Source organism: Aedoeadaptatus coxii, assembly GCF_001553115.1.
In the GTDB taxonomy this organism is placed as follows: Bacteria; Bacillota; Clostridia; order Tissierellales; family Peptoniphilaceae; genus Aedoeadaptatus; species Aedoeadaptatus coxii.
The window spans coordinates 148,237-166,225 of the sequence record NZ_KQ960181.1 but is presented as its reverse complement, the minus strand read 5'-3'; the positions used below and the strand labels follow the sequence as shown (position 1 = coordinate 166,225).

At 40.6% G+C, this 17,989-nt stretch carries 4 protein-coding genes; all 4 read left to right on the top strand.

Annotation, left to right across the window (positions count from 1 at the left end):
* Positions 1 to 51 precede the first annotated feature (51 nt).
* Positions 52 to 4,965, top strand: coding sequence for a hypothetical protein (locus HMPREF1863_RS06425; protein WP_068368803.1), 4,914 nt, complete (start codon positions 52 to 54; stop codon positions 4,963 to 4,965).
* A 90-nt stretch (positions 4,966 to 5,055) separates the two neighbouring features.
* Complete coding sequence (locus tag HMPREF1863_RS06420) at positions 5,056 to 12,444, top strand: Ig-like domain-containing protein (protein WP_068368802.1); 7,389 nt, start codon at positions 5,056 to 5,058, stop codon at positions 12,442 to 12,444.
* Between the two features lie 492 nt (positions 12,445 to 12,936).
* Positions 12,937 to 17,424, top strand: a complete 4,488-nt coding sequence (locus HMPREF1863_RS09270; protein WP_198142726.1) for an S-layer homology domain-containing protein — start codon at positions 12,937 to 12,939, stop codon at positions 17,422 to 17,424.
* A 326-nt stretch (positions 17,425 to 17,750) separates the two neighbouring features.
* Positions 17,751 to 17,989: DDE-type integrase/transposase/recombinase (locus HMPREF1863_RS06410; protein WP_157065098.1), on the top strand; the 239-nt coding region annotated here is incomplete at its 3' end.

Below are 17,989 nucleotides of genomic sequence, written 5' to 3'. Positions count from 1 at the left end.
CTATCGTGCGTTTTAAAATAGATCCACAAAATATAGCAACAAGGAGGAAGAATGTTAGCGAATAAAACGAACGGCTTCAAACGTGCCTTCGCACTTATGTTAGCCATTCTCATGCTCATTACGGTGGTGCCCTTTCAGGCATTCGCCGAAGTCGAGCCGGCCAATTGGGTGGACGACGTACAGACAGCTAGATACTGGCCCATTCCCCACCAAGGTAGACTGGTAAAAGTATCTTCAGCAGAAGCATTAAAGAACCCGTCCCTTAGATACATCGGGGGCTACACTAGACCGGACGGCAGAGAGGTAGTAAGACTTGCTTTTTCTGGATACTCAGGAGCAGTTACCGATGTGTGGCTAAGACTTATACTCAAGCCGGATAACAACCTAAACCAACTAATTGATTGGGACCTATCAGGTATTGGTAAAAAGAGAACTGAACAATTCCCAAACAACCACGACGGCTACAATTTTAACAAAGAATTTATTAAGTTTGAACCCTTATCAGCCAAACAAGGTGGTTCAGGTAACCTTAGATACGTAAGTATTGGTGAAAAAGGAACTCAAACTGTAAGAACAGGTTTATTAGGGGTAAACTTTGAAACCCCAATTGACCTAGTCCTTAAAAAAGGCGAGACAGTTAAAAACCTAAAGGAAAACCCTCTTATCCAAATGAGGCTTATGGACAGTAATTTCGAAAGAATTTACTCTACAACTATAGCAGAGAATGAAGAGGTACCATATTCATCCTACACTATGTCGACCTTCGTACCTGTAAGGGTAGACCTTAAAAAGGGAATTCTAAACACAGACGTAGCTCGTAACACAGAAAACACCTTCCAATCAGCTTCTTCTTATATTAAATATAACGAAGAAAAAGGATATATCGATGTATATACAAGAAGGAGCCAAGGTGCTGTAGGTTCTACTGCTGACTCCGGTGGTGCCTTTAACGCAGCTGATAAGAGAAACGAAGGCGACTACGGCTTTATGCAAACCTTCGATAAAAGCTTTATAGGTATCCTAAAACCACAAGACGAGTCTGGAACAGTAGCGCAAATCTTTGCTGCTAACAGCAATGATGCAGTAAGCTACCCATCTTCTGACCCAACAGTTCCACTTCCTGCAAACAGGATTGACTATTCAATAAATGATATTGAAAAGATTGGGGATGTAGGTGTAGTCAAGGTTACAAATAATACACCAGACAAGACCTTCATGAGAACAGGTACAACCCTAACAGGCTATGGCACATCTACTGTAGTTAGATACTTTATCGACAAAGACAAGCTAAAAGAAAGTTTCGGATCTACAGACATTGTATCTTACGAATTCTTCTCAACAGTCTTCGCTACCAATCCAACAGGTATAGAAGAATTTAAATCCGTTCCAAGAAATGAAGACATCATTCTAAAACGTGGTGACACTATCGACATCCGTTTTGATGGGAGACGTGATCTTATCACACTTGGTACTTTTGATACCAATGGTTCCGTCATCCAAATAGGCGATGACCAATATAAGTTTGGAATAAGGACGACTGGTGACAAGGCGAAGTATGTTGGCGGATCGGGTAGCTACATGCGTAAAATGACCGTGTCAGTTCCATTTGATATCAAAATCAAAAAGGACACGCCACTTACAATCTTCTCAAGAAAGACTAAGCTTATGGAAGTATCTCCTGGCATGACAGTTACATTTAACTACTCAGCACAGGATGAATCAGGAGCTAAAATAACTAAAAGCAAGACCTACAGATTTGAAAGACCTCTAATAGATGGTTATACAAGAAATGAAAAGGGCGAAATCTTTAAAGATGGTCAAAAGATAAATGATCCACAACAATCATTATTTATCGACAACCACGACCCATTAATGGTATCACGTCAAGAAAACTTCGGTGGCGGTATCTTAACAAGAACAGCTGATGCACCGGATATCAACGAAATCTTTACAGACTCTGAACACCTAACAGGTCGTTCAAAATACGATAGAGTGTATGTATATCCCTACGATGCTAATAAAAAGGATGTTACTACAGCAAAAAGACTTGGTACTATCCAAGCATCGGACCAAAAGATAGAAATGAACGTTAACGGCGCTGATGTTCAAGGTTTTGAATGGACATCAGCTTCTAACGATGCTCAACACAAGATTAACAAATCCTATTGGGCAGTAAAAGATACGCCACTATACTTTACCAACCAAGACGTTCTAGCAAACGCCCTTGAAAGTGAAAATCCTGTAATGGAACAAGTTCAAGCCAAGGTAACATTCAATTTAAACAGTGGTACACTAGATCAAAGTGTTATTTCTTATAAAGGCGTCGACAAAGACCAAAAAGTTGGTACAGAACACGCTTATATTACAAAGAGAGCTAACCAACAAGAAGAAGTTGTGCGTATAGCACCGATGAATGTGAAGTTTGCCAACCAAGAAGGCTATGTAGCCAACGGTTTTGAAGGAAAGAATGTTGACCTGAAAGACCACAACGGAAAGAACTTTGAACAAAACATTGCAGCAATTGAAAAGAAAATTGCTGAAACTTCAACTTCAACAGAGAAAACAAAACTTCAAGCCGAACTAGCTAGAACTAGAGAAGCTCTTGCACTTAGAAAGTTTGTTGAAAAAGATCCTAAAGTTTCCGGCAAGACTTTCTTAGGCTGGACGACTCAACCTCTGACCGGTACACCTCAAGAAGTTACAGAAGCTTTCTTAAAATTAGAAAAAGCGGATTCAGTAGATAAGTATCTAAGTGGTAAAAACCTCATATTTACAAGCACCTCGCCGATTACTGAGAACATGACTGTTTACGCGGCTTACGGTTCACCACTTGTAACTTTCCACACCAATCCGCCGGAAGGCTTAAAAGGTAAGACAGATGAAACGTTAACTCAAAGCTTAACGGAACAAAACCTTACAGACCGTACAGTTCGCCTTCAAAAGAACTGGTCAGATCCTAAGTTCAAGATGCAAGGCTACTCTCTAGTAGGTTACTCAACTAATCCTAATGCAGACATTCCTGATGAAAACAAAACAGGAACCGGCGTGAATGTTGATAACTATCTACGTGATGGAGACCAATATCCACTAACTGCCGATCAAATCAGAGATGGCGTCGACCTCTATGCGGTATGGAAGAAGAACTACCACGTAGACGTTGAAAAAGTTTGGGACCAAGGAACAGACAAAGACAAGAACATCGGCAAGCTTTATGTTGGTCTTTTAGCAAGACCGGCAGTAGGAGCAGCAGGCTTCGAAATTGTAGACCAAAACGCAGTTTACAGACCGGTACCGGGAACAGTGCAAGCATTAACAAGCGCAACGCCTGAAACTGGCAAACTAAATTGGAACGATCTACCCTCTTATGATGATGCCGGCCACAGAATGTCCTATATCGCAGTTGAGCTTACAGATTCAACAAAAGCTTTATTTGAAAATGGAAGTGTAAACTATAAAGACTACGGTGCAACTATTGTAAACACTAACCAAAACAAGGGATTAGGCGGATACAAGGCTCAACTTGTAAACACAGACGGTGTCGATGCCATGTCAGCAGCTACATTGCGTAGCCACTATACAAAAGATGGAAACCTTATCAATCCTAACGATGATAAGACAATGAAATACTTTGACACTTATGGCTATAGCATCAAACTTACAAACTCTAAGGTAGATGTTCAACCACCTACAATCGATCCGATCAAGTATGACGCAACACAAGTAGTCGTAAGAAAAGTTGGAAATCCAAGTAAGATTGTGACAACCCTACCTGATGGAAAGACCGTAATAGTTGCTAAAAACGCTGGCGGCACATTAGTTTATGACCAAGTGAACAGTACTTTCACAGGTAATGTTACAGTTGATGAAAATGGTGTAATCACTATTCAAACCGGTCAAATGCAACCGGGACAAGTTGTACAAGCTCAACAATTCAAGGCAGTCGGAAACCAAGAAAAAGGCTCAGAAATTGTAAAAGCTACGGTTCAGGAACAACCAGTTTCACACAAAGTAGTAGAAAAAGAACAACTTCCAAAGGATAAAGATGGCAACGGCGTTATAGAATTCAACGTGCCAAACCATCCACTTCTACCACCTAAAGCAGGATCAAAATATACTCTAGGATACTTCAAAGAAGAAAGTGGAGTAAAAACTTTCGTTCCACTAGCACCGGTTGATGCCAAGGGTGATATCGCTCCAGTAGTCTTAGACAAAGATATGAAGTCTGACGACACAACTGAGGTTAAGAGACAAATCTTAATTCCTGCAGATAAATTCGATGAAATAAATAAGCTAAAGGAACAAGGTATTAATCTTGTTATCCAATCTGACGAAGATGGCAAGAAACCTAATTATTCAGACGGATTTACCCTAGACTTAAAAGCACCAACAGCAGAAGCAAAACCTGTAGAAGACATGTGGAGACGTTGGGTAAATGTGGATCTATCGAACTTCAAGGAAGATACACAAGTAATTGTTGTTAAGTACAAGAACAATGCAGGAACTCAAATCCTTCGTCTACAAAATGAAGCTGAACTTAAGGCTACTATTGAAATGCTTAACAGACAAGGTTTTAGCAATGCTGACATTTCAGTAGAAGATAGATTTGGCAACGCAACAACCCTTAACCCTCAATACGTTCCGAGCAAGATTATCGATATCATGGTTCGTAAGGAACGTATAGGTAAAGACTTTGTTCATGTAAGAGCCTATGAAGAAGGTGTAACTGTTACCGTAAGAATCTATAACATTGAGGACCTTGAAGACGTTAGAACGAAAGCTGACGGCTACCAAGCAAAGGCTAAGGTAATGAAGCAAGAAACTGTCGGTAAGAAATATAAAAAGATTCAGCTGACAGACCTTCAAGGAAATCCCTACAAACTTAAAGATGGTGACATTATTGAAATCATCGGTACCAATGCAGAAGGTGCTTACACGAACCCCTATGCAAAAGTACTGGGGCAATAGTTACTGCAGTATTGAGAAATAGCAGATGATAGTCGGCAGAAAGATAGTAACCGGGGGAGGGATTCCCTCCCCTCATCATTAGGAGGAAGAATGAATAATACAAAGCATAGATTTCTAACCTTGCTTTTGGCTTTCGTTATGCTCTTTACCACATTGCCCCTGAATGTCTTTGCGGCTTCGGGCGTACGTACAGAGAGAAATGAAATCACCGACATCAAAACGGTTGGCGACAAGCAAGTTATTAATCTAGGAAAAGTACAAGGAAAATCGAGTTTTAGTTTTTTCTCAAGAAGCGCTAGACTTTTTGGATTTACAACTCAACAAGCTGGCAGTTCAAGTGAAACTGTAGCTCAAAAGGTTGAAATTAATCTAGAGACCATGGGCCTTAATTTTGAAGAGGATCAATTTGACCCTTCAGCACTAACTGAAGCAGGTTCATTTGACGTAGAGATTACTTTCAAGGAATTAGGCGGAACAAGAACAGAAAAAAGAACAATGTCTTTCCAAGCGGGAGAGACTAAAAAGACTGAAACTTTTTATCTTCCAAAGGACATGGGCCAAGGTGTTGTTGAAGCAGAAATCCCTAAACTTAGGGACAATATAGCCCTAAGAGTTTATCCAGGAGGCAATGGAACAACAAACTTCAACTTGGGTCAAGACATGACTTATAAATTTGAGCTAACTCAAATCATTCATCCAGTCATTGATTTAAAAGTTGTAGACCCATATGGAAAAGAACTTCAAGAGAATATTAATCAAGATCTAGGATTAAAGCTTACTTTAGAAGAAGAGCATGATTTTATTCTAAGAGCAAATACAAAGACTTTTAATATTAGAACGCTTTCAGACTTTGCAGGGAATGAAATCGAGCAATTAAACTCTACTGGAGCTAATCCAACATTAAGTCTTACAACAGCTCTCGACGCAAACAATAAACTAAAAGTTGGCGACAAAACTTATAAGCTTAACAAAATCACTTATAATGCCCTTGGGCAAGAAGTTGAAATCAACGGACAAAAGCAAAAAGTTGGTGGCTATATTGAATTTGCTACCCAACCCAAAATTGTAGTTCCGACACCGGACGATAACGGCAACCTGCCGAAGACACCGGACGGATACAAACGCCTAAGCTTCCACGCTGAATCAAGTCCTAACGCACAAGACGGTAGATTTAAAAACGGCGAAAAGCTTAAAGTAATAGATGTTCTGGAAGGAACAGAATATACTGATCAAGACCTTCAAAAACAAATAAAAGAAATTGGACAACCAACACCTCTTATTAATGGAAGAGTAGACGACAATAAAAAATTCCTAAAATGGAAACCGGAACTTCCAACAACAGGAAAAGTTGCAGATACAGACTACTATCCGGTATACCTTGCAAATGGTGGAGAAATCACACCAGGCGAAAAACTTCCCGATGGCGTATTCGCAGTTAAAGTAACTAAGGACGATACCATTGCAGGAGATGCTTTATATGGAAAATCCTATGGAGTATTCCAAGGATCAAAACTTGCAAGAGACAAGTTCCCGGATTTAGAGGCAGCAAAAGGCCACCAAAATCCTAAGTGGACAGCAACTCCGGAAGGAGAACAAACTGTAGATGAAGCAAAACCTTGGAATAGAGTAATTGATAAAAATATAGAATTTAAGGCAACTGCTTCAAAATTACCAGACATTATAGAAAACCCAACAAAGCCAACTCCGGAAGGATACGTAAGAGTAACATTTAAAGCTGGAGAAGGAGTAGAAGCCTTTAAAGATGCTAAGACTTACGATGTTAAGGAAGGCAAAGCATTAACTAAAGAACAATATCCTACTGCTAAAGCTAAAGTAGGATATAAAGATCCGAAATGGGACGTAGCACCAGGGACTCCTATAAAAGCTGATAATGCAACTATCACAGCAACAGCTACTAAGGAAAAAGACATTATACCTGGTGGAGACAATGTTGAAAAACCGGCAGGATATTATGTAGTTGAATTCCTTGAAGGAAAACATGGTAAATTTGAGCCAGTGAAAGAAAATGAAACAGAAAAAGCTCAAGTAACTGTATACTATGTAAATCCTGAAGCAAAAATTAAGATGTCACAAATAACAGCGCCAACAGTAACAGCAAAAGTTGGCTACAAATTTGACTCATGGTCAAAAGAATACCAACCTGAAGCTGTAATAACTGGTGATAGACAAATAACTGCCGTATATATATACGTAGACGGAGTTTCAACAGAGCCAAACGAAGGTTGGACAAAGGTTACTTTAAAATCAGGCGACAAAGGGGAGTTTACAAAGACAACTAATGTTGCTGAAGGGAAAACGAAGACAGAAGAATTCGATGATCTTGTGTATTATGTTGATCCGGCGAGAGAAGTAACTATTCCGGCCCCGGTAGTTAAAGCAACAGTAGGTAATACTTTCACTGGCTTTGACCAATCTCTAACAGGAACATTTAAAAAAGAAACAACTATAAATGCTAAGTATCTATCAACAAGCGATGTTATCGAAGATAAAACACCGGGCGATGATACTGAAAAACCTGAAGGATATGTAACAGTTAAATTTGACGCAGGCGAAAATGGAACATTTGCTCCAAACTCAGTTACAAAGTTCTTTGTAAACCCTGAAAAAGATGTTGAAATCGGAGCTCCTGGAATTGAACCAAACAAAAACTTTGTATTCAAAGGCTTCTTTAACGGCAATGAAGAACATTCTGCAGCTAAAAAGAAATATGCAGAAAATGTAACTTATACAGCTAAATATGAAGACAAGTCAAATGAATCAATAATCCCAGGCGACCAATCTAAACCAGGCGGATGGGTAACCATAAGCTTCTCAGCAGGAGAACACGGAACATTTGAATTAGTAGAAGGTAAACAACCAACTATTGCATACCATGTAAATCCTGAAAAAGAAGTTGTATTGAAGAAACAAGCACCTGCGATTAAAGCTAACGACGGTTACAAATTTACAAAATACGATCCGGATGTTGAAACTGCAAGAAAGTATACAACTGAAGGACAAGTAATAACAGCTCAATACAAGGCGACTGTTGTAACAAAAGATCCTAATGATGCAGAACACTACGCAAAAGTAGAATTCTTACCAGGAGATCAAGGTAAATTTGAACAAGTCGGCGGTAAAGATCAAGTAACTACTTTCTGGGTATGGAAAGGCGAAGAAGTAAAATTCAACGCACCTAAAGTAACTGCTAATGATGGCTTTGTATTTGATACTTGGGACCCAATACTTCAAACAAAATACACTGACAATCAAACTCATACTGCTAAGTATGAACCTAAATCAGATATTTCAGATAAACCTGTAGCAGGCTTCCAAGAAGTTAAATTCGTTTCTGGCAAAGACGGAAAATTTGAAGGCGACAAGACCGAAAAATCGGTTTGGGTTAGACCTAATGTACAGGTTGACCTAACAGGTAAAGCACCAAAGGTAATTGCTAACGAAGGTAAAGTTCACACAGGATGGAAACCATCACTTATAGGAACATTTACTAAGTCAGACACAGCTACAGAAATCACAGCTCAATACAAAACTGACGCTGATAAAAATGGTATTGCTGATGAAGACGAAAAGACACCGGCACCCACGGCGAAAGCATTGAACGTTGGCAAAGAACCCAAGGTAACCACCATTACGGGTAAAGCTGAAAAGGGTGCAACGGTAGTTGCTAAGGTCGACGGAAAAGAAGTCGGCAAAGCAACAGCAGATGCAGTAACCGGCGAATACACCATTACAGCAACCAAAGAAGGTAAAGAAAACGGCGGCGCACTTGCTGAAGACACAAAAGTTCAAGTAACCGCTCAAATCGAAGGCAAGCAAGTATCCGATCCCACCACCGCCGTCGTCAAAGCTGATAAAGACGGCAATGGAGTAGCGGATAACGAAGAAAACTTCGACATTAAGAAGGCTGCCAAAATCGAAATGGTAAGCGATCCGAACAAGATGGATTACCTTGTTACGAAACAAGACGGTACCGTTCCCTTCGAAGCTAAAGGCATGCTGGTTCGCGTAACGGACAAAGCAGGTAAAGAAAAACTTTACACTGCCGAAGAATTGGCGGCTGATACCACCAACTTCACCGTGGCGCCTGCTAATGGAGATAATCTGACCATTGAGGCAAACCACGATAAGAAAGTGAAAGTTACGCTGAAAACCGCTCCCGCCGACATGGCGACGAAAGAAGTCGAAACGTCAAGAGCACTTTCCATTAAATTGGATGCCAACAACAATGGCGTAGCGGACGATCAAGAAGTATTCGACATCGCAAAAGCTACAAAAGTTGAAATCATCAAGAATCCGAACAAGATGAATTACTCTGTAAAAGAAAAGACCGGTAAAACACCATTTGATGCTACAGGTGTAATGATTAGACTTACAGATGATTCAGGCAAGACAGCAACTTACACTTATGATGACATCATGAAAGCTGAAAACAAAGGTAAGTTCACTTTATCTCCTGCAGATAAAGAAAAAATCGGATTAAAAGAAGATGGTTCAGTAAATACTATTCCATTCACAGTTACAGTTACCGGAGCTGACAAAAAACCAAGTGTAACAGCAAAAGAAAACATCACAGTTATTCTTGATAAAGATGACAATGGAGTAGACGACAGAACCGAAAAAACGGCCGAACCCAACGTAATGGCACGTAACATCGGTAAAGATCCCAAGGTAACAACTGTAGAAGTTGAAACTGAACCAAAAGCTAAAGTTGTCATCGAATACAAAGATAAAGAAACTGGTGAAACTAAGAAAATCGAAGCTGAGGCTGATGACCAAGGTAAATTAACTAAGGAAATCCAACCGAAACTCGATAAAGACACCGAGGTAAAAGTTATTGTTAAGGACGGCGAAAAACAACCGACGGAAAAAACCGTCAAAGTATTCGACGACTTAGACAACAACAAAATCCCCGATACCCAAGCGGGACAAACGGAAAGGCCTGCAGCATTAGCTTCCAATATCGGTAAGGAACCCAAGTTCACTACCATTACCGGCGAAGCTGAAAAGGGTGCAACTGTTACAGCTAAGGTAGGTAGTGAAGTAGTAGGAACTGCAACAGCAGACAAAGAAACCGGCAAGTACACCATTGAAGCTAAACAAAACAACGCTCCCATCAAACAAGGAGTTAAAGTTGATGTAACAGCGATATTGAAACCGAAGACGGAATCCTTCAAACAAACCGTCGTCGTATTTAACGATACCGACGGAACGGGACAACCGGACTCCGCCAAAGATTTCGATGTTAAGAAGGCAAAAGAGATGCAAGTCATTTCATCGCCTGAGAAAATGGTATATAATGACGGTGATCAGCTAAATCTTGACGGACTCAAAGTTCTTATTACGGATGTAAACGGAAATCAAAAGATTTTCACCTACAATTCCAAGGACAACACTGAGTTTACAAACGCCGGTCTATCTGTTGATTACAAGCAAGGCGTTAAATTAACGAATGATGATAATGGCAAGAAACTGACCGTTACTTTAGATACTAAAGATAATAAAGAAGTGAGCAAAGCCATTACCGGTGAAACACCCACGGCATTAACTGTAAACAAAAAGCAATCAGCACAACCTACAGATGTAGTTGCAGCAAACCAAAAAGACGAAAAAGTCACCAAGGTAAAAGGTAAGGCAACTAAGGATGCTGTAATCAAGATTACAGATGCTAATGGACAAAGCCTACTTCCGGAAGGAAAAACAATCAAAGCAGATGCTAACGGCGACTTTAATGCAGATCTAAATAAATTATTAGATCCAGGAGTAAAAGTATTTGTTACAGCAACTGAACCAGGTAAGTCTGAATCTCCCGAGGCAGAAACATCTGTTATAAGAGATAAAGATGGAAACTGGAAAGCTGATACAGGCTCAAAACTTTCAACTCCGGTAATCGATCCAATAAGAGAAAAAGATGAAAAAGTTGTAGTAGCAGCTCCAAAGGCTGATGACAAGATTCAAACAATTGAAGTTTCAGACCAAAATGGAAACAAAGTAACACTTACAAAAGACTCTACTGGAAATACTTGGACTGTTGTAGGTTCAGACCCAGCAGTTAAAGTTACTGAAAAAGATGGCAAGCTAGAAATTCCTGTAAAGGATAAGCTTCCACTAAATGACAGAGACCAAATTAAAGTGACATTTAAAGACGGCGAAAAACCGGCTAATGAAGCTTTCGATAAGGCACCTGTACAAAAAGCAAGTCAAACGCCGAAAGTGGACCCTGTTTACACAGGCGACAAGAGCGTGAAGATTGCCGACCCGACGGTAGCAGACCCGACGGCGAAGACGATTAAGGTAAAAGTTGGCGACAATGATTCCATGACCGTCGAGAAACAACCCGATGGCAGCTGGAAAGTTAAAGAAGATCCCAACAAGGAAGTTAAGGTAGAAGACGGTAAAATCGTAGTACCCCTTGACCCGTCCGCTAAAAAAGATGACGTGATTAAGGTTTCTACAATCAACGACTCCGGCAAAGCCTCTCCGGCAGCGGAAGTAAAAGTTGTAGATAAAGAAAAATCCACAACACCAGAAGTTAATCCTGTAGCTACAAATGATACAAAGATTACAGGTAAAGCCGGACCTAATGCTGATGTTGTTATAACGATTACACCTAAAGACGGTGGAACTCCAAAGGAAATTGTTACAAAGGCTGACAAAGATGGAAACTTCTCAGTACCGGTGGATGGACTTAAAGATGGAGACACAATAGTAGCTAAGGCAACTGAGAAAGATAAGGCAACGACTACTTCCGATACAGTGACCGTCGGCGTCGACACCTCTGCATTAGATAAAGCCATCACTGACGGTAAGGGCGAACTCGAAAAGAGAAACGACGGCACACCGGCAGATAAAGCTTTAGAACAAGCCATTAAAGAAGGCGAAGATCTGAAGAAGAGAGATCCTGCTCCGAACCAAGGAGAAGTCGACAAGGCTAAAGATAAGATCGAAAAAGCTATCGAAGATAAAAAAGCTTACGACGAAGCAAAAGATAAGCTGAAAGAAAAGATCAAAGAAGCTGAAGCCAAGAAACAAGATCCCGAGTATCCGACGAAGCCGGACTACGCCAAGAAAGAACTGGAAGAGTCCGCAACCGAAGGTACCAATATCGATAACGATAAGACAAGTTCCAAAGAATCCATCGACAAAGCCATCGAAAAGATTCAGGAAAAGCTTGACCAATACAACAAACAACAGATTGGTATTAATGTTAGAAAGGTAACAAGCAATGACAAGACTGTTGTTGTAACAGCTACTGCTCCTAATGCTAAGGTTGAAGTCTTTAAAGTCGATTTCAACTATGACACATATGAAGATGTTTTAACACCCCTTGGAGAAGCTACAGATATAACCAGACTATTAGTCGTCTCTTTAAATGAAACACTGCCAAAGGGAACAAACTTATTCATCAAAGTGACTCATCCCGATTATTTATCTTATGAGAATACTGTTATAGTTGAATAAATGTAAATATAATATTTAGATAGGGGCTCTGCCCCTATCTAAAGTATTATAAAAGGAGGAAATATGAAAAGAAAACTAGCGCTCTTCCTAGCTTTTATCATGCTGTTGGGCATGCTGCCTACAAATGCCTTTGCTGCCACCGGCGCAGGCAAGCCGGCGCCGAAAAATGATAAGAACTACGAAGAAGTAACAATTAACGGTAGGCCCTACAAGGTCTACAAGGTAGCAGATCTACTGGATGCATCTTCAGCGGAGCAACTCAAGAGCTCTGGTGGCGTACCTAGATCAGCTAATCCCCTTGCGGACCCAGGTTCTACAGGAACAAATGATATTAAATTTGTTTTGGATCTAAGTTGGTCTACTATTGATAGACCGATAGACAATGTGACCATGTTTGTGTATGCTGGTCCGCCAAGTGACTCGAGATCTATAAAGCTTGGACACTTTGTGGTTAATTCAGTTGCTAAACCTGGAGTAAAGCAAAGATTTGAAATGGTCCAAGAGTATTTTGGTACAAAGCCTTCCATAGAAGCTTTGGTAAATAAGGGTTTTAGATCTATAACAATTGCCATTCCAGAAGATATGCGTTATGACTTTATCTTGGCTCCTGTAAAGTGGGATGAGAAAGATAAAGAAGGAACAGCCGGTGTAGACCAGAAAGTTGTCTTTAATATTGAAGGCAGACAAAATGTTATGCACGGCTACGGCATTAGATGGTTTGATAATGATGCGGCTAATCGGGATAAGATTGCTGCCAGATGGGAAGGCAAGGAAAATCAAACATCCGATGTCAAGCTTGCAACTGTAAATAGAGATTATTCTGTGTATAGTAACAACGTTCTTGATACAAACGATAAAACAAATGTAAAAACTTACCCTGATGGAATGAAGTATTCCAACTACGACTATTACTACAATGGCATAAAAATCACAACCTATGCTGATGCAGATAATAAAGGAAAGTACGATAATGAACTCTTAGCTATTGCAGAGAAATCTCAAGCCCCTTACGCAAGCCTAAAAGTAAAAGATGGCGAGAAATACAAATTAAAAGGCGAAAAGGTATTAAAGAACGATACTAAATACCTTTACAACTCCGTCGGCGATTACAGAACTTTCCACGTTCTCTCTATGCGTGAAGCTTTAAACGTCGAGTTTAATACCGGTAAAGGTAAATTGGCTGAAGATGGAAAAGCCGGTGTTAAAATTGATGATTCCCAAGAGATTGGTCACAGTGAAAAAATTAAGGGCAATGAATCCGGGCGTGAAATTACCTTCCCTGATGGAAGTAAACTCATTCCCCCGGCTAAACCCGAAGATCAAACCACTGAAAATGAATTTAAAGGTTGGAATACAGATGCAAATGCTACTGCACCTCTAAAACAAGATGAATTAGATGCACTGACATTTACTGAAAAAACAACCACATTCTATGCCATCTACGGCCCGAAAGACGATTACCACATTAAGTATGAATACGTCGATGAAAGTGGAACGGCAATTGATGCGAAGTACAAAATAGATGATCAAAAATATCCGGCAAGACAATCCGGTAAAAAAGACCAAGCTATTTCTGCTGAACACTTGAAAGCCCCGAAATTCCTCGGTTACGAACTTAAACAGACTAAGACTGACCCTGTTCCGGAACAAGGCAAACAAGCAACTTACACGAAAGACGGTACCTACACCGTTAAATTCATTTACAAGAAACTTGACCCGATCATTCCTGAAGATAAGGCAAGTGAGGATGTAAAGAAGACTTATATCCCCGTTACTTGGAAGATTGATGAAACCAAGGGCGAATTTAAGAAAGATGGAGCCGCAGTAGCGGATGCTTCTATCACTTACTATGTAAACCCTGTAGAAAACAAAACTTTTACAGATGTTGTAAATAAAGCCGGTTTAGTAGCTGCATCCAAGGATGAAAATAAGTATAAACTTAATACTGATAATCCCAACACCTTTGATCCTGCCAAAGTAAAATCCCAAAAAGGAGATCAAGAGCCGACTTTAACTGTAGAAGACGGAACTGAAATTACTAATTGGCGTTTTACTGTTGACAAGGGCCTTGTAGCCACCGTCAACTTTGAAGAAACCAAGGCAGAGCAATTCAAAGATAAGCTTAAACCTGTCGATATTAAAGTTTGGGAAAAAGATCCTATCGACTGGAAGAAGGGCGTTGAATTAAAAGACGCTAATGAAGATCTTCAAAAGATTTTAGATGAAAACACCACAGTCGTTACTGACGAAAATAACAGAACTTCTGCTACTGCCAATCTCCCCAACGGCGAAAAAGGTAATCTTAAAGTTACCTTCAGCGACGGTTCTTCTGTTATCGTTAAAGAGCAAACGCTCTATGTAGCACCTCACAAGAACGATAACAATAAGAACCTACCGAAAGATGCCGTAAAGGTTGAATTCAAGATTGGCGAAGGCGTTACCGGAACTGAAAAGACCATGTACGTTAAGCCGGGTACCGATGTTAAGTCGGATGCACCCGCTGTAAACTTAAAGAAAGGTTACAAAGACTTTAAATGGTACAAGGGCAATGAAGTAGCGAAGGATGAAGACTTTAAAGTATCGTCCGAGGTGGTCTTTACAGCCAATGCCGGTCAAACCGACGCTCAAAAATATGGCGATCAACTTGAAGTTCAAGACATTGTTAAATGGGTTGGCGATCAAGTTGAATGGAAAGATGGCGTGAAACCCATCGAAGGCGTTACCTTCAAGAATGTTGAAGACCTAAGCAACAGAAGCACTGCTAATGCTGGCGTATTCACCGGTAAGCTTAAGGTAACCTTCGGCGACGATTCCACTAAAGAAATTGATGGACAAAGATTAATCGTTCGCGCTAAAAAAGGCGATAAGGTAACACCGAGCAACGATGATCCGGGAACTTATCCTGAAGATGCAAGAAACGTTAAGTTTGTTGCAGGCAACGGAATTCAAGCACTAAATCCTGATAACAAGGAAATGGTTCTTCAAAAAGATGAAGCGCTAGAAGCAAATGATTACCCGACTGTAACTGTAAAGGCAAACCATGAAACAAAGGCTAATAATGTAGATTATTATGATGTGCAGCCTGGTAAACTTACAGCAAAGGAAACAACTATAACAGCTTCTACAACAGAAAAGGGTAAGAAGGATGTTGAGTTCTCCTTCGAGTTCTACAACAGCAAGAAACCGACTGAACAAATTCTCGCATCCGTTCTCAAAGGCAGATTTGAACCTACCGTTCCGGAAAAACAAACTGGTAAATATGTAGGTAGCGATATTACTTTACCGACTTTTGAAAATAAAGATGTAAATACCGGTGACTTACAAGGTACCTGGAAGTTTGATGGTTGGTATCGCAACGGAAACAAGTTGACTGAGGCGAAGGTTTCTGCAAATGATGCTGAAAACAAATTAGTCGGCAAATGGATCTTAACTGAAACCGAAACGGCTAAAGTCACACGTGAATTTGCTATTGATCCTGCTATTGTAGGAGCTGACAAAGATGTACCGACAAGTCACGCTTTACCGAAAGCTGTTAAGGATCAAAAACCCAATGATACGACCAACTATATCGGTTCCGAACAAACACCTGGCAAGGATAAGTTCAATAAGGTTGACGAAGAGATCAACGGTAAACAAGGTACTTGGACCTTTAAAGCTTGGAACAAGACTAAATTAACCGTCGATGCGAATGAAGCAAATAACGTATTTACCGGTACTTGGACTTGGACTGAAAAGGGCAAGATCAACATTAAGTATGTATTTAAGGGTGTAGGAACAGATCGAGCTCTTCCTCAAGAGATTTTAGATCAAAAACCCACCGACACTTCCGGCTATCAAGCACCCGCAGATCCTACTCTACCTGCTGTTGCATCCCACGATGTTATTGTAAACGGCGACAAGGTAGGTACTTGGACGAGAGGAGATAAGTGGAAGAAAGATACCGATACAGACGGAAATATCACGTATACTTTAATTTGGACATTTAAAGAAATAAAATCCGACGACCCGGTCATCAATCCCGTAAAACCTGGCGATAAGAAAATCGAAGGTAAGGGTAAACCCGGTTCAAAGGTTAAGGTTACGATTCCTGGAGTAGAAAAGCCTATTGAAGTTGATGTCAATGAAAAGGGCGACTGGACTGTTGAAGTTCCGAAAGATAAAAAGCTTAAAGACGGAGACGTCATTAAAGCAAAACAAAAGACGCCGGGCCTTCCTGAATCTAATGAAGTGACAAGAAAGGTTGAAGGCGATACACCCTCCGAACCGAAGAATTACGACGGTTATATTAACCTCGAACCTGTCGGTGAACAAGAAGCTAAGCGCGCAACGGATATTCACGTCATTTACCTCTATGGCTACCAAGACAAGACGGTTCATCCTCAAGGTGATATGACCCGTGCGGAAGCAGCTGCTATGGTTGCTCGTTTGAAGAATTTGGATATGTCTGACACATCCAAACCCGATTTCAAAGATGTTGAAAGCAGATGGTACAACTCTGCTATTAACGCCGTCGTTAAGGCCGGCTTAATGAAGGGTTATCCCGACGGAACCTTCGCTCCCAACGGTAAGATTACCCGTGCCGAATTTGCACAACTTATTAAGGGTATCGACAATCCGAACATGGCTGAACTTCCCTTCACCGATGTCGCAGGTCACTGGGGTCTCGATGCGATTAGCCAAGCTTACGCCAACAAACGTATTATGGGCTATCCCGACAACACCTTTAAACCGAACAACGACATTACCCGTGCCGAAGCTGTTACGATTTTGAACAGTCTCTTCGATCGCGGAATCAATGAAGCAGGTCTTGCTAATGTTCGCAAGGATATCGTCGAATTCAAAGACTTAGACAGAAGCCACTGGGCTTATTATCAAATCATCGAAGCTTCCAATACCCACGAATTCTATCGTGCAAAAGACGGTGAAGTACCGGAAGTTTGGGTAAGAGTCTTAAAGACTTGGAACGATTTTTTGAAATAAGCAGATCATAGACATGATGTAGCAATACATCATCATAAAAGAAAAGACCGAGGGCAACCTCGGTCTTTTTGTGTGGAGAAATGAAGTTTGTAAAGGTTCTATGTCAACCATTGAGGAGTCTAGTAAAACTGGGCTCCTTTTGTGTGCACTAAAAAATACCCCGCGTTTTGTACTGCCCCCAAAAGTTGGACCCAAAAAACCAATCTTTGGGGGTCTTTTAATGGCAAAATACAGTTACGAATTGAAGAAGAAAATCATCGAAGAAAACTTGAGAAGAAGATCAAACAGGGAAACTTCAAACAAAGAAACTTTACCTCGATCCGTACATGGACATACATAATATGGAAATCATCAGCTATATCCTCTTCGATCAGCTTAACGGCATCACCATGCTACGAGACTTAGAAGAAGCCATCGAACGAACCAACGGTTGCCCCTACCGCCGCACCTTCCACTCCGATCGCGGTTGGGGCTACCAAATGACCGCCTATCAAGCCATGTTAGAAGAACACCACATCTTTCAAAGCATGACGAGAAAAGGCAACTGCTACGACAACGCACCCAT

Coding starts and splice junctions, on each gene's coding strand:
- HMPREF1863_RS06425 (WP_068368803.1), top strand. CDS start 52: ATGTTAGCGAATAAAACGAACGGCTTCAAACGTGCCTTCGCACTTATG.
- HMPREF1863_RS06420 (WP_068368802.1), top strand. CDS start 5,056: ATGAATAATACAAAGCATAGATTTCTAACCTTGCTTTTGGCTTTCGTT.
- HMPREF1863_RS09270 (WP_198142726.1), top strand. CDS start 12,937: ATGGTCCAAGAGTATTTTGGTACAAAGCCTTCCATAGAAGCTTTGGTA.